The sequence below is a fragment of the Mycetocola saprophilus genome, assembly GCF_000718085.1.
Taxonomy (GTDB): Bacteria; Actinomycetota; Actinomycetes; order Actinomycetales; family Microbacteriaceae; genus Mycetocola; species Mycetocola saprophilus.
The window spans coordinates 89,043-104,045 of the sequence record NZ_JOEC01000005.1; the positions used below are offsets into that span (position 1 = coordinate 89,043).

The following is a 15,003-nucleotide window of genomic DNA, read 5'->3' on the forward strand; positions in this document are numbered from 1 at the left end:
CAGTCGATAACATCGAACCTCCCGGTGAGATGTAGCTTCGTGAGCAGCATTCCTACCTCGGTTTTTCGCTCGCCGAAAAATTATGTGAACACTGTGTGCCTAATCGTTGTTAGGGGTTTTCAATCCGTTTCAGTCGAACATCTACAGCTTTACGTGCTGGTGGACTAGGAGTTCCGTAGCCGTTTGACGACGGTTTGGCGCAGGAGAGCCCTTCGGCTCAGCTCTGAACTGTAGAGCGCTTTATGTATAGCGCTTTTACATGCTGGCGTTGCGTGATTATCGTCAATGGGCAGTTTCAATTGAGGCGAATTGCGTTCTTGATTTTGTATAGCCGTCCGCTCTGACAGGGCAATTGCCCGTGGGTGAGTCGGGGTGGGTGGATTGGTATTCAGAAGCCAATGCACCAGTTGTATGAAGCCATTTTTGGGGCTACCCGGGCAATTGAGTGATGCGTAGAATCGTTCGATCTGACATTAGGAAGGGCAAGCAATGGCGAAGAACACTGGCAGGGGTCATCGAGTCGGGCAGCAAAAAAACCGATATCAACAGAGAAATCTACTTACAAAACTTTTCGATCTCTTTGACGGTGATGGCAACTACTTGCGTTCCAAGAAGTCCAGTGGAAAATACAAGGGCGTCGAGACGCGTCGGGCGAAGAAGCCGCCACGCAGCTGAGCCAAATTGAAGTAATGGGGAGAAGGGCGGACCTCATTCGTTTTTAATGCCCGAATGTAGTATTCGGAAGTTGCTGTAGGGCAGAGTGAGACATTAGTCACCAGGATGTAAGCAGAAGCCTTTAGCCTGGTACAAGCTACCGAATCTCATGTAGAGGCGAATGCTCCGCACCAGTCGGATCCAGGTGCCCCGAGCAGAGAAGGCGATGGCAGCTATGACGGGGCCATCGAGGTGGACTGCCAACGGTACATCTCCACCTATCTACAGACTGGGAACGTTCGTGGGAATCCCGCGAGCTGGAGGGTTGTCCGAGCGGCCGATGGAGCTGGTCTTGAAAACCAGTGGGCAGAAATGTCTCGTGGGTTCGAATCCCACACTCTCCGCCATGACTCCCCCGAGATTACTCGGGGGAGTTTTTTGTTGCCCCCGAATGACCCCCAGTATGGGGGTGATTATTCGAGTCGCCCGAGACACGGGGCGTGTCACCGGGTAGCGTGGGAACGTTGCCTGTCGGTTACCCTGCCGCAGACAACACGTTGCATCGTTCCGCGTGCGCCCACCCAGCGCCATACCCAACGGAACACCGCGGCGGCCTCACACTGTGACCCGAACTCAGTACGGAGAATAATTTCATGCTCGGCAGAAAACGCCGCTATTTGGCGCGCCACAAAACCGTTCAATCGCGAGGCTTTACCCCCTGGTCTCGCACCATGGCTATCGTGGCCACCGGAGTCAGCGCACTGCTGGTAGCCGGTTCGCTCGGTACCCTCCCGGCCCTCGCCGCGGGCGATCAGAAGCCCCAGTATCTGGGTGTGGAAAAGAGCGTCAGTGCCGGTGCCGGTGACCAGAAATCGGTCACCCTGAAGCCCGGAGATGAGTTCACCTACCAGATTCGGGTGACCTGTGATGAGGGTGACTGCACCGATGCAGTCCTCACCGACAACCTCCCGGCGGGCCTCGCCGGTTTTGAGGTGCTCGAGGTGGGCGCGACCGATGCGAAGGTGTCGCTGACCGGCGTGAAGCCGGGCCAGGTTCTCGGTACGGCCGAGACCCTCACCGGAACCTTTGGCTTCCCGATCCCTTCGGGCGGCACGGGTCTGCCCGATCAGGGCAGCGTGATCATCTCGCTCAAGCTCCGGGTTCCCGCAAACCTCAGCCCGGACTGGGCATTCAACGGCACCGCGATTCAGAACACCGCGCGTGCCACCTCGACCACCGCGCGCGATGTGAACAGCAGCGCGAGTATCACCGTGGGCATCGAGAAGAAGACCGGGATCGCCACCACCAAGACGTGGGCACCGGCGAACCAGCAGTTCAAGCCCGGAGACACCTCGACGGTCACCCTGGGCGCGGGCAACACCGGCAACGTCGGGGCGAACCAGCTGAGCCTGCAGGACCCGAGCGGTGCCGTGGACGGTGCCCCGGCGCTGGCCGCGGACAACCCGTTCTCGATCGTGGACTTCCAGGGCTTTGGCCCGGTCACCCTCGCGCAGGGTGCCACCCAGGTCGCCGTGGACGCCTATGTGTTTGACGGAACAAGCTGGAAGTGGGTCACCGGTGTCCCCGGTCCGGCATCGGCCATCGCGCTGCCCACGGGGGTAAGCGCCGCGGATGTGGGCGGAATTCGGATCCGCCAGATCGGTGCCGACGGATCGATCGTCGCGGGTGGGTCCGCCGGATCGATCGCGCTCCAGGTTGCCCAGCGCGAGACCACGCGCACGGCAACCCCCACCAGCCTGGTGGGTGGTGCCAAGCTCACCAATAAGGCCTCGGGAACCGTGACCTATCCGGACCTGGACCCGGTCACCACCACCGCGACCGCGCCGTTTGAAATCGGCGGCCTCAACGTCAGCGTGGGTGCCGGGAAAACCATCGACCCGAGCAAGATTCCCGCGGGCGGCACCGCGCGTGCGCACGTGACCGGCGCAAACACCTCCAACGGTCCGCTGAGCACCCTGGTGCTGAGCGACCTCGACTACTTCTCGCAGAGCCTGGCCTTTGGCGGCTTTAGCGAGGGTATTACCTATCCGCAGGGTGCGACGGCCGGAACCGTGACCTGGGTCTATGACGACAGGTCCACCGAGGTGGTTCCCTTTGCCTCGGGTGCGAGCCCGGCCGTCCCCGCGGGCAAGGTTGTGACCGGCTTTATCCTCACCTTCACCGGTACCATCGCCAAGGACGCGCAGACTGCCGCCGATTACCTGATCAAGCCGGCCGTGGACTTTGTCAACGCCGAGACCGGCAAGGTCTCGACCAAGAACAACCTGAAGGTCACCGGAAAGAACGCCGCCGGGGAGGCCAGCCAGAACGCCTCGGCACCGCTGGACATTCACTTCCCCAAGGTCGATCTTGACCTGAAGAAGACCGTCACCCCGGGCTATCCGGTTGAACCGGGCGCGCTGGTGACCACCGCGCTAGAGGCCACCACCCGAACCGGCACCGAGCTGGTTCCGTCCACCAAGATCGTCATCACCGACGAGTGGACCACGGGGGACAAGACCACCAACTTCTGGGAGGCACACAACCCGGTGCGGGTGGCTCCGACGCTGATCCCGGCGAACACGTCGCTCACCGTGGAGTATAAGGATGCCTCGGGTGTGTGGAGGACCCTGACCGGAACCCCGACCGCGGCCGTGCCCTCGGCTAACAACTTCAGTGCCGATCTGCCCCGGGATGCCGTGGGTGTTCGCTACACCTTCACCAACCCCGACGGGTTCGCCCAGGGTGTCATCCTGAAGCCGTACACCACGTTTGAGGCGCGCCAGACCCTGCGCGGCACCGAAAACACCCCCACCGCGGTCCCGGCCCAAAACCCCAAGCCCACGACCTATACCAACACCGCGACCACGCAGGCCACCGCCGAGCGTCCCGGGCTGCCGACGATCACCAGCGATACCAAGAAGTCGCAGGCGACCGCCCAGATTCAGATTCGGACCGATGACGGCTCGGGTATCCCCGGACCGCTGGTGAGCAAGGGGTGGTTCGACATCACCAAGACCAACAACAAGGTTGGAATCCTGAACGCACAGTCCTCAGACCACGTGCTGACCAAGCTGGGCTGGGGTGTGACCCGCACCGGATTTAGCTCGGTCGCCCTGAACGAGCCCAATGGCGGGGAAAACACCCCGGAGTCCACGGTTTTCCAGGCGTTTGACCTGGTGGGGATCGGAGCCGTCTCGCGTGCCACCGACCCGGCCTTGCGCTGGGACCGCGTGAGCAAGGTTGAGCTGTTCGACGGCACCGCCTGGACCGAGGTGAAGCCGGCCGGTGGCAGCTGGATGAACGCTGCCGGATTCATCGGCTATCAGCTGACCGATGCCGAGCGCGCCGGCACCACCGGTCTGCGGATCACCGTGGTGCCGGATGTCGATGCCCGGACCAAGAGCACGGATCCGTTGGCCCCGCCGGTGAACAGCGGCATCACGACCTCGGGTGGCGTCACCGCGAGCCGGATCATTCCGGTGGAGTGGAAGCTGCGCAACGTGCTGCGGGTGATTCCCGCCGACAACCCGGACAAGCGCTGGGTGGATCAGCGGGCCCCGTTCAACCTGCCCGCGACCGGATCGATCCGGAACACCCTCGGCGTGACCGGCGTGTATGACGGCCAGAACATCTCCGGCTCGGCCTTCGCCGATATCTCGCTCGCGAACCAGCCGCCGGGAGTCAAGGTCTTCAAGGACGCCAGCGCCGCCAACGTGGTGCTGCCGAACCTGGCCGAGGTGCCCGAGGGCAAGTTCCCCGTGGTGACCTACCGGGTCGCGGCGATCAACAACTCCACCGCCGCCGCATCCTTCATCCGGGTCACCGACCCCACGATGTGTACGCTGGACAACTGCATTACCGATTCCCAGCGACCGGACTCGGTGATGTTTGGCACGAAGGCGTCGGACTACGATCCGGCGACCAACCCGTTTGAGCTGATGAACCTGCGTAAGCTCACCTTCACGCTGCCCGTCGGGCAGGCGGACCCCAACGCCTCGACCGTGCAGCTGTGGAAGCGGGATGCCGCCGGCACGCTGAGCATCGACACCGTGAGTGTGGCCCAGGCGGGTGCGCTGAGCGCCGCCGCCCTGGCCGACGTGGTGGGTGTGAGCGTGCTCTACCAGGGGACCAACCCCAAGCAGGATGGTGGGTCGCTGCTCACCGGAACCCTGGACCCCAAGAACATTCCCGGGTCCAAGAACGTGATGCTGATGAGCGTGGAGACCCAGGTTCGGGCCCACGATCGCAGCACCGGTGCGCTGGTGACCCCGGCGTCGGTGGAGCGTTCGGTGGTGGCCAACACCAGCACCGCGCAGAGCTACGATCCGGTGCTCTACCCGAGCCGAGCCGGAACCGACGCGGCCTCGGCCGAGGTCAAGCTGCTGGATGGTGAGCTTCGGGTGAGCGCCACCAAGAGGATCGCCCCGGCCGCGCTGACCGAGGTGAAAAAGGGCGACCCGGTGACCCTGACCCTGGGTGCCGCCTCGAAGGACAAGGCAGGCGTCGAGTCGACCGTGTCCAGCCGCAAGGTTGTGATTGAGGACACCACGGACGCGTTCTGGAACGCCTATGCGCTGCAGCGCCTGGTCCCGAACCAGATCGTCAAGCCCAACGGGGCCGACCGCGTGCAGGTGGATATCCGAACCGGTCTGGGTGCGGACGCCGTCTGGCACCTGGGCACCCCGGCCGCGGCCGCCACGCTGCCCGCCGATGTGAGCGATCCGCAGACGGCATCGGGGATCCGATTTACGTTCACCAACTCCGCTGGACGGTCCTTCTCGACCACCGCGCCTCCGGCCATCTGGAGCGCGAGTGCGGTGCTGAACCTCGGCCTGCGCACGCAGACGCTGGATGGTCAGACAATCGACTTCGCCAAGAAGAACACCATCACCAATACGGCGAGCGTCGAGTCCAGCTACAACTACGCCCCGGGGACTCCCGTGGTGTACAACCCGGCCACGGACAAGGCCCAGGCCCCGATCGAGACCGGACCCGGTCGCCGCTCGCTGAGCCTGAGCAAGACCCCGGCCCAGCAGATTGTGCGGGTGGACGACGCGAACCTGTGGACGCTGAGCTTCACCAACTCGAATGAGTCGTTCCTCAACATCACCCAGGTCGAGGATCGGCTGCCCGAATTCCTCAAGTGGGACGAGGAGAACCCGACCTTCGCGACCTCGGCCAACGGGCTGCTCTCGACCCAGGTCAAGACCGCGTTTGATCCCGAGACCCGTAAGATCACCTTCACCTGGCCGAGCGATAAGAACCGGATGGCCCCGGGGGAGAAGTTCACGATCACGCTGAACCTCGCCCTGCAGGCGGGACTTCCGCAGGGAGGCCAGGCCACCAACGCGCTCGTGGTCACCACCGTTCAGGACCTGGATTCCTGCTCGCGCGGTGCCAACCAGGGCGCCGTTGATGGGCTGGCACCCAACCAGTGCGGTACCACCAACTTCGTCAAGCAGCAGGCGGGTGCGCTGTTCCAGATCAGCAAGAGCGTCAAGGGCGAGCTGGCCGACCCCGAGAAGAAGCTGACCTCCGGGGCAACCAACCGGGTGTCCGCCGACCGCGTGTGCACCCCGGATGCCGAGGGCTACTACGGTGCCGACTGCGTGGCCAACACCGTGGTGGGTGCCACCGACGGCTGGAAGCTGCGGATGATCAACACCGGTGACACCTCGCTGACCACGGCGACGATCCTGGACATCCTGCCGTTCGCCGGGGACAAGAACCTCGTCGCCGGCGACAGCCGTGGCTCGACCTACCGCCCGATGTTTGATGGAGCCTTCGGTGTGAAGCTGCGTGAGGGTGCCCCCGCGGGCACCACCATGCGCTGGGAGATCACCACCGATCCGCGTGCGCGGGTGTGTGTGGGCGATGGAACCGGGTGGAAGGATGATCCCACCTGTAAGTCGGCCACCTGGCGGGTGATTGCTCCGGGTACCGTCCTCACCGACGCCGAGGCCACCGCGGTGTCGGCGATCCGGGTGACCCTGGACTTCTCCCGGGTGACCGGCGGGCTTGCCCCCGGTAAGGAGGCCGGCGTGAACTTCCAGACCATCAACGTGCCCGACTCCGCCGACCACGTCGGTGGTGCCCACGTGGACCTGAGTACCGCGAGCCGTGTGGCCGACGTGGCGATCAACCAGCCGGCCGCCCAGGGTGTCTTCGCGGGTGGTCAGACCCAGTCGCGGGCGTCCAAGTCGGTGGGAGTTCGAATCGCCACCGGCGTGCTGCCGCTGGCCAAGAACTTCACCGGTGATGCGGCGAAGTATGCGCCCGGTCTGGCCTCGGCGGACGTGTCCTGCCGGGTACCCAGCGGACGCACCGACGCCGCCGGTCGCGCCCAGATGATGTCGCTGAAGCTGGCCGATACCGGCAAGGTGCTCTTCACCAACACCAACCGTTTCGCCACCGTGTTCACCGGGCTGCCGCTGGGTGCCCTGTGTGACGTGAGCGAATCCGGTGACCGGGGTCTCTTCGGAGAGACCGATCGCTCGGGTGGGGTGAAGGACATTCAGATCCTCGCCGGTGCGGCCTCGGTCCGGCCCACCGTGGCCCTGGAAAACCGCTACGACATGACCAGCCTGAAGGTCACCAAGAAGATTGACACCCTGGCCGATCCGGCGATCTTCACCAACTTCTCGTTCGACTTTGCCCTCAGCTGCACCGCGGCCGTGAGCAAGATCCCGGTGACCTGGAATGGAGAGGAGACCGTCAGGTTCTCCCTCACTCCGGGGGATGCCGAGCACACCGAGCTCTCCCATGAGGTCACCGGAATCCCGGTGGGCGCCAAGTGTGAGCTGACCGAGACCGATCCTCGAGGTGCCCAGCACACCACCATCACGCAGAACGGGCGAACGATCTCCGAGACCGATGCCGCGGCACCGACCGAGCCCGTCGCCACCCCGCGCGCGGTGTTCACCGCGGCGGCGGCGGATTCGCAGAACGAGCTCGAGGTTGCCAACAACATCGAGGTAACCAACCGCTTCGACACCGGAAGGCTCTCGATCTTCAAGGCCCTGGCCGGTGCCGGAAAGGACACCTACGGCCAGGCCGAGGGAACCCACCTCACCGCCGCGGTCACCTGCACCTACGGAACCAACCCGGTGCAGACCCTGTTCGAGGAGACGGTTGCGATCACCGCGGGCGAGGCCACCGAGATCGAGCGTGACTTCCCGCTGGGAACCGCGTGCGAGATCACCGAGGTGAACACCGGTGGGGCGACCCACACGGACAACCCCGAGGCCGGGTCGGTCATCATCACGGGTAACGCGGTCACCGCGGACATCACCAACCACTTCGACGTGGGATCCCTGGAGATCGTGAAGGAGCGCACCGGCAGCGGCGTGGACGCCTTCGGCCAGGGGACCTACACCGCGGCGGTGGTCTGCACCTGGCAGCGCGACGGTGACACCCTCACCGCCCCGCTGGCGGACGGTGGCATCGTGACCCTGGGTCCGGACAACAACTACCGGGCCGAGCTCACCGGGATCCTGATCGGTGCCCACTGCACCGTGACCGAAACCGACGCGGGCCTGGCAACCGCCGTGGCCTACGCGCCCGAGGATGGAACGGTGACCATTACCGATCCCGATTCCGAGCAGGACACCGCGCGGGTGGTTATCACCAACACGTTCACCACCGGGTCCCTGGAGATTCGCAAGAGCGTGCAGGCGCCGCTGGCGGTAACCAACGGTGAGGTGACCTACACGATCGATGTCACCAACACCGGCGAGATCGAGGCCACCGACGTTCCGGTTACCGACGTGCTGCCCGCCGGGGCCACCTTCCTGCGGGCCCCGCAGGGCACCTTCGCCAACGGTGAGGTGCGCTGGAGCCTGGAGAAGCTGGCGTCGGGGGCGAGCGTGAGCCTGAGCGTGACCGTCGCGTTTGCCCAGCCCGGAACGTTCGAGAACTGTGCCAGCCTGGTCACCCCGACCGGGCCCTGGGCGGACACGATCGTACACAACCCCGGTACGGACAAGAACGAGTCCTGCGTGAGTGTGACCGTGGTTCCGGGGAACCCGAACACCCCGCCGAGCGGCGGTAACACCGTGATTCCGGGGCTGCCGGACACCGGATCCGATCTTCGAGGGATCCTGGGCGGCACGTTGCTGCTGCTGTTGGCCGGCGCCGCGGTAATCTGGTTGGCACGTCGCGAACGCAACTCGAACGCGGCCTAGCCAGGCAACGACGCACGGGCGGACGGGGTTTCCCCATCCGTCCGTGCGGTCTTTCGGGGGTTTTCTCCCAGTAAATGTACAAAGAAGCCTGGCAGCATGATGTGATTCTTACGTGCCGCAGTGTCGTGGGTTCTCGATGCGGATACGTCGCGCGCGGGCCCCGGTCGCCCGGCATCCGGAATCCTCACACACGTTCCGTCACCCAGTCCTCCCGAAAGGCCCGCTTTGAGTAGCTCCCGTCAACGCCCCTCCCGCGTGCCCGCGGTCAGGCACGGTCAGTTGCGTCGATCAACCCCGTGGATTTCCGCGGCCAAGATCGTGGCCGGCGCGCTCGCCGTGGTGTTGGTGAGCGGGGCGAGCGTGGGAGCCTACGCGGTGTGGGACGTGGTGTCCTCGATCAAGCCCTCGGTGGACCTCGGTAAGGAGTCACCCCCACCCAAGTCGATCGATTCGATCGAGGGCGGTGTCAACCTCCTGTTGGTGGGAAGCGATTCGCGTCAGGGGCAGGATCCCGCGCTCTTTGGTGACCCCACCAAGGAAACCGGCGTGCTCAACGATGTGACCATGCTGCTGCATATTTCCGAGGACCACAGCGCCGCGACCGTGGTGAGCTTCCCCCGGGACATGTTTGTGCCGATTCCCTCGTGCCCCAAGCCCGAGGGTGGCACCTACCCGGCGATGTCCTCGCAGAAGATCAACACGACCCTGGGCTATGGCGGCCTGGCGTGCACGGTCAAGACCGTGGAGGCCCTGACCGGACTCGACATTCCCTACGCGGCCGAGGTGCAGTTCAGCGGTGTGATCGAGCTCTCGAACGCCGTGGGTGGCGTGGAAGTGTGTGTGGCCAAGGGCATTTCCGATCCCTATACCGGCACCTTCCTGGATGCGGGCAACCACACCCTGCAGGGTCTGGCGGCGCTGCAGTTCCTGCGCACCCGACACGGCGTGGGTGATGGGTCCGACCTCGGCCGGATCAGCAATCAGCAGGTGTTCCTGTCCTCGCTGGTGCGCACCCTGCAGTCCAGCAACACGCTTTCCGACCCCACCAAGCTGTTCTCGATCGCCAAGGCCGCGGTGAGCAATATGACGCTCTCCACCAGCCTGAACGACGTCAACACGATGGTGCAGATCGCCCTGGCGCTGAAGAACATTCCGCTGGACCAGATCGTGTTTGTGCAGTACCCCAACGCGATCGTTGACAAGCCCGGCCATAACGGTGTTGAGCCGCTGCCGGGTCCGGCCAAGACCCTGTTCGACGCGATCAAGGCCGACCAGCACATCAGCCTGACCGGTGGAACCGGCCTGGGATCGGTGACCGAGCCTCCCGCGGGCGGAACGGAAACCCCGGCGGCCCCGCCTGCCGGTGGATCCCAGACTCCGGCCGCGCCCCCGGCCGGTGGATCTCAGACCCCGGCAGCCCCGCCCGCCGGTGGTTCCTCCACAACCCCGACCGATCCGTCGGCCCCGCCCGCCGTGGTGGAACTGCCGTCTACGGTGACCGGTCAGAGCGCCGGCGAGCAGACCTGCTCGGCCGGAAATAAGCGCAAGTAGTCCCTTCCCGAGGGGCAATCGGAAATTTTCCCCGCCTTTTTCGCGCGTGGATTCGGCGCGGCGGCAAGGTTCCGATATGCTTGCAACGTACCTCGCTCGCGAGGTAAGGAGACGTCGCATAGTGGCCTAGTGCACCACCCTGCTAAGGTGGAGTCCCCCTAAGGGGACCGCGGGTTCAAATCCCGCCGTCTCCGCCAGTAAACACAAGGAATAGCCGCCCACATGTTGACACGGAGTCAAAATCCGTTGACATGGGCGGCTATTCTTTTGGCATGGCAAGCATTCGAAAGCGCGTCCAAAAGAACGGCGCGGTATCCCTGGCGGTCCTGTGGCGTGACCCCGAGACGGGTAAGCAAACCAGCGTCACCGTAGCCACAATGGACGCCGCCGAGACGCTAAAACGCCTCCTGGACGCAAATGGGCAGAGTTTTTCCGCCGCTGAACGCATCCTCGAAAGCAACGCGCGAAAAACCCCGCTCGTCATAGACATGCTCGACAAGCACCTGCAGCTCCTCACGAAGCCAAGCGCTGGGACGATCGCTGGATACCGGTCTATTATCGAGCACCACCTGAAAGACTCCCTCGGGGCACTTCCCGTTGACGTGGTCAACGAAGAACATCTCGCGTCGTGGATCAAAGCCGAGGTAGCTGCTGGCATGTCTCGTAAGACCATCGCGAATGCGATCGGTTTGCTGTCCAGTGCCTTCAAAATGGCCGTACGCAAGAACTGGCGCGGCGACAACCCGTGCGAGCTGGTTTCGCTCCCGAATGAGCAGCGCGGTGGCCGCCGGGCGACTTTCCTTACTCGCGATGAATACACCCTGCTGGCCGAACACCTTCCGGAAAGACACAGGCTGCTAGCCGAGTTCCTGGTGTCCACTGGCCTCCGATTCAGCGAGGCGACCGCGCTAACTTGGGAAGACCTGGACCTCACCGGACGAGTCCCGCTCGTCCGAGTGGACAAGGCATGGAAGCGCGACGAGCGTCGCGGGTTCTTCCTCGGGTCAACCAAGAGCTCGCCCAGCGACCGAGAAGTATCCCTACCGCTGGACCTCGTGGAGAAGCTCGCAAAAGCCCCGCGCCCGCACGCTCTCGTTTTCCCCAACCAGAGCGGACATCAGCTGCGCACTTCGACATTCCATCAACACGGCTGGCAACACGCAGTCCGTGACGCAGGAAAGGCCGGCCTCACAAAGAAGCCCCGCCCCCATGACCTCCGGCACACTCACGCATCTTGGCTACTCAACGCCGGCGTCTCAATCTATGTTGTTTCCAGGCGACTGGGGCATGCCGATATCGGGATAACCACGTCAGTGTACGGGCACATCATGCCGGCCGCCTTCCAAGAGGCTGCGACCGTCACCAATTCGCTCATGCGAGGGGACGCTAGCTAGGGGCTCTCGAGCCCGGTGCCCAGACGAGGGGTTTTAATGGTCGCCGGCCGCCGCTACACTGTGGGCATGACTTCGAAGATTCTTCCCGTGCTGGCGATCGTCGGCGCGCTCGCGCTCACCGGCTGCGCAAGCGGCGAATCGCCTGAACAGGCAGCCCCTTCGCCAACCGAGACCGTGCGTGAGATTTCAGCCTCTACCGATGTCGCCAGCCTGGAAGACGCTGTCACCTGGGCGACCAGCCTCGAGCTCAAAGATGCTTCGTCGCGCTCCGACGTTTCAGTGCGCGCCATGACGCTAGTCGATTGGGCACGGAAGGACTTGGAGAACAAGCTGACCACGGCCGAGATGTCTGATGTTCGTATTCGCGGCATGCGCATTTCCATGGACGTTCTGGACCTGCCAACCGAAGGCGAGATTACTCCGGGGCTCGTGGCAGCGAACGAAGACCTCCACGACCTGGCCGTTGAGCTTGGTCGTAAGTAGGCGTTAAACGCAGAAAAGGTGGGGCGACTCTTTCGAGAGCCGCCCCACCTTTGTTATTCGCCGCGCGGGGTGGACCCGAACGGGGTCCAGCGGCGCAGCCACTCGTCTACCGCGGGAATGGCCATGACCCGGGAAATGGTCGCGGCTACCGTGGTGATGAGCGCGGCCACGCCCGCGAGCCACAACCGCAGCCCTGCCGGCAAGCTCTCGCCGGCCTCGGCGAGGACCGCCTGGATGATCTCGGGCAGGATCGCGACCAGGCCGATCAGGGCCGGGATACCGACCGCAAGGGCGGTGCGGAGTGCTCGCTGGTTCTTGAACCAGATTTCCCCGGACGGGGTTTCTACTGCGTGACGGGCCATTACAAGGCTCCTTCTGGGATAGGGGGCGGGGGCGGCGGGGAGCCGCGGTAGATGTGGTCGATCAGCGCTCGGTTGTAGTTCCACAGGATCGTGTTGCGGCGCGACAGCGCGTCAACGCGGGCCTCGAGCGTGGTGATGCGGGTGTGGTCGGTGTTGCGGCGGCCGCCGCGGGAGTTGAGCCAAGCCCCGGCCCACGCCCCGGATGCCGCGATCGCGGCGATCACGATGGGCGCGAGCCAGGCGGGGACTTCTACCTCCGGCACCTACTTCTGCCACCCCGAAACGAGTGACTTCCAAGCATCGAACTCGGCATCGCTGCCGTTCAGGTGCAGGTCGATGATTGCGTTCGATGCGGCGACCTCGCGATCGGTTTTCAGATGACGGTAGCCCCAGGGGCCAAGTAGCGCGATACCGCGGTTCGTTGACTGGATGCGGATAATCTTGTTCATGATGTCTGCTTTCGTGATGGAGGCAGTGGCGGCCTCGGGTTCGCGGATGGGGCGGGTCTCGCCCGGGGTGAGGTACTGCAGGGGATCCGTGTGTTGGCCGTCGAGCCACAGGCCGAGGTGGAGGTGAGGTCCGGTCGCGCCCATCGCGGAACGGCCCGCCAGGGCGATGGTGTCGCCCAGGCGGACGCGGTCGCCGACCTTCACACACAGCTCATCGGCGGAATGGTAAGAGGTCGTGACACCGGCACCGTGGTCCACGCGCACGTACTTGCCGTACTCGCGGTGCACGCCCGCCTCAGTCACGACCCCGTCGCCACACACGGAGATCGGCATGCGGTAGGAGAAACCGAAGTCGGCACCCTTGTGGAAAGTGCGGCCGGCGCTGGGCAAGACCCGCCACCCGTACGGGGAGGTGAGCGGCTGGGAGGTGAGTCGAAGAAATGGCATCAGATGTCCCCGAGCCGCGCGATAGTAATTCGCCCGTTGAGATTCGCAGAAGCCGACCCGCTAGTCTTGAAAAACTCACCACGGATAATAGCTCCCGCGGCGAGCCTAACTGAGGGCACCGAGACGCTTGCCGTGTTGTCTTCGGCCTGAACACTGTTGCGGGCACGAGCCGCACCTGCGGTTTTGATCTCGAAGTATGTGCGCCCCGTGACCGGCACGCTGAATGCGCCGTAGTAGCTGATGGAGTAAAGCCCCGCCCGTAGGATTTTCACCTCTCCGCCGCCGTTGATATCAGCGAGGCTTGCAGTGGACGCGGCAGCATCACGGACCATCGCGCCGAAGTTGAAAACTTGCCTGTCAGGGATACCTGCAACGTTGTTGGTGAATTCCTCAACTGCAAAGTACGGCCGCCATGCACCTCCCCAGCTTTCGTAAAGTCGTCCTTCTGTGGTGTCGTACCAGAGGATTCCGTTCCGATGGAACCGGAATGCTTCACGGCCGTCATCGCCCAGGGTGGGGCCGTAAATGCGGGTGCCCTTCCTGGCGATTGATGCGCCCAAAGCGCTCAGATCGGATGCTCCCGCGGGGGCTCCCTGGTCTAAGAATTCTTCCGCCCCGGTGACGGAGTTGTATCTATCTACAGCCATTAGGCCTCCAAAAAGTAAAGCCCCATACGGGGCAAGGTTTATCGCGTTCCGGTGAAGCGGATTGCTCCTGAGAGTGGGTCAGCGGGGACTCCGCGCCAAAGGTTGTCGCCGTTGCTGGACTGGACGGTGAGCCCACGGGCAGCTCCGGACTGAAGAGCCGCGGCAAACCCGCTAGGAAGGGGCACCCAGCCTGTCGCGGAAGGGATCGCGGTCGCGGAGGAAACAGTGGGCTGCCCCCCGGGCTGGGTGAGATGCGGGTGGAGACCCAACAGCACGGTCCCTGGCTGCCGGGCAGCCGGAAGAAAGACCGAGGCCCCTGAGAGCGCAGCACCAACGAGCGAGTCGGATATCTTGGAACCGTAGAACCATGCGCCGGTGTTGTTCGTGGAGGCTCGGGGGTCAGTGCTGTTCCAGATCCCACCGCCGCGCCAGTAATTTCCCGAGCTGGCGGCCTGAACTGTGAGATCTAAGGGTTCCGCCCCGCCGCCTTCGGGGGGCACTGGCGGGGGCGGTTCAGGTGAGGTCGTGCGCAGACCGTTTATCGTGGCTGAGGACCAGTCCAAAACCACGACATCGCCGGGGCGAGGAGTGTAGGTGGCCAAACGCGACATAGGGTAATCGACCCCATCGACGGTCACTGTTGAGATCGGGGTGCCTGCGACCTTGACTGTCCCGATCGGGTTTAGTGGTTTCGCGGGTCCAGTAGCGATCAACTGCCCGGCATCATGCTGCAGCTGCAGCACCATCCCGGGGATAAAGGTTGACCACCCGACACAGCGGGCCCGGGCATACACCCCGGGCCCTACTTCAACTACTGCGAGCAACCCGTC

At 64.1% G+C, this 15,003-nt stretch carries 8 protein-coding genes and 2 tRNA genes; 6 read left to right on the forward strand and 4 right to left on the reverse strand.

What is annotated here, in order from left to right:
• Positions 1 to 973 precede the first annotated feature (973 nt).
• The 6 genes from IE92_RS0115435 to IE92_RS0115460 all read left to right on the forward strand — a co-directional run bounded on the left by IE92_RS0115435 (position 974) and on the right by IE92_RS0115460 (position 12,268).
• Positions 974 to 1,061: transfer RNA gene (locus tag IE92_RS0115435), tRNA-Ser, on the forward strand.
• Between the two features lie 324 nt (positions 1,062 to 1,385).
• On the forward strand, positions 1,386 to 8,840 hold the full coding sequence (locus tag IE92_RS0115440; RefSeq protein ID WP_030149401.1) for a DUF5979 domain-containing protein: 7,455 nt from the start codon (positions 1,386 to 1,388) through the stop codon (positions 8,838 to 8,840).
• Between the two features lie 225 nt (positions 8,841 to 9,065).
• Complete coding sequence (locus IE92_RS0115445) at positions 9,066 to 10,391, forward strand: LCP family protein (RefSeq protein WP_030149402.1); 1,326 nt, start codon at positions 9,066 to 9,068, stop codon at positions 10,389 to 10,391.
• 107 nt (positions 10,392 to 10,498) lie between these two features.
• Positions 10,499 to 10,588 (forward strand) — tRNA-Ser (locus IE92_RS0115450).
• 75 nt (positions 10,589 to 10,663) lie between these two features.
• On the forward strand, positions 10,664 to 11,785 hold the full coding sequence (locus IE92_RS16920; protein WP_162178521.1) for a tyrosine-type recombinase/integrase: 1,122 nt from the start codon (positions 10,664 to 10,666) through the stop codon (positions 11,783 to 11,785).
• 66 nt (positions 11,786 to 11,851) lie between these two features.
• Positions 11,852 to 12,268 carry a hypothetical protein gene (locus IE92_RS0115460; protein WP_156027625.1) on the forward strand — a complete coding sequence of 139 codons (417 nt, stop codon included), beginning with the start codon at positions 11,852 to 11,854 and terminating at the stop codon, positions 12,266 to 12,268.
• A 53-nt stretch (positions 12,269 to 12,321) separates the two neighbouring features.
• Here the strand turns inward: IE92_RS0115460 and IE92_RS0115465 are convergent, their stop codons facing one another.
• The 4 genes from IE92_RS0115465 to IE92_RS0115480 are packed head-to-tail and all read right to left on the reverse strand — an operon-like array spanning position 12,322 to position 14,173.
• Positions 12,322 to 12,630, reverse strand: a complete 309-nt coding sequence (locus tag IE92_RS0115465) for a hypothetical protein (RefSeq protein ID WP_030149405.1) — start codon at positions 12,628 to 12,630, stop codon at positions 12,322 to 12,324.
• Positions 12,630 to 12,893, reverse strand: coding sequence for a hypothetical protein (locus IE92_RS0115470; protein ID WP_030149406.1), 264 nt, complete (start codon positions 12,891 to 12,893; stop codon positions 12,630 to 12,632). Before IE92_RS0115470 ends, IE92_RS0115465 begins: the two co-directional genes overlap by 1 nt.
• Complete coding sequence (locus IE92_RS17530; protein ID WP_051702040.1) at positions 12,894 to 13,526, reverse strand: M23 family metallopeptidase; 633 nt, start codon at positions 13,524 to 13,526, stop codon at positions 12,894 to 12,896.
• Complete coding sequence (locus IE92_RS0115480) at positions 13,526 to 14,173, reverse strand: hypothetical protein (RefSeq protein ID WP_030149408.1); 648 nt, start codon at positions 14,171 to 14,173, stop codon at positions 13,526 to 13,528. The genes IE92_RS17530 and IE92_RS0115480 overlap by 1 nt, the downstream gene beginning before the upstream one ends.
• Positions 14,174 to 15,003 lie beyond the last annotated feature (830 nt).

Bases quoted from the DNA above. Each gene is read 5' to 3' on its own strand.
- IE92_RS0115460 (WP_156027625.1), top strand. From the start codon at position 11,852: ATGACTTCGAAGATTCTTCCCGTGCTGGCGATCGTCGGCGCGCTCGCG.
- IE92_RS0115440 (WP_030149401.1), top strand. From the start codon at position 1,386: ATGGCTATCGTGGCCACCGGAGTCAGCGCACTGCTGGTAGCCGGTTCG.
- IE92_RS17530 (WP_051702040.1), bottom strand. From the start codon at position 13,526: ATGCCATTTCTTCGACTCACCTCCCAGCCGCTCACCTCCCCGTACGGG.
- IE92_RS0115480 (WP_030149408.1), bottom strand. From the start codon at position 14,173: ATGGCTGTAGATAGATACAACTCCGTCACCGGGGCGGAAGAATTCTTA.
- IE92_RS0115465 (WP_030149405.1), bottom strand. From the start codon at position 12,630: ATGGCCCGTCACGCAGTAGAAACCCCGTCCGGGGAAATCTGGTTCAAG.
- IE92_RS16920 (WP_162178521.1), top strand. From the start codon at position 10,664: ATGGCAAGCATTCGAAAGCGCGTCCAAAAGAACGGCGCGGTATCCCTG.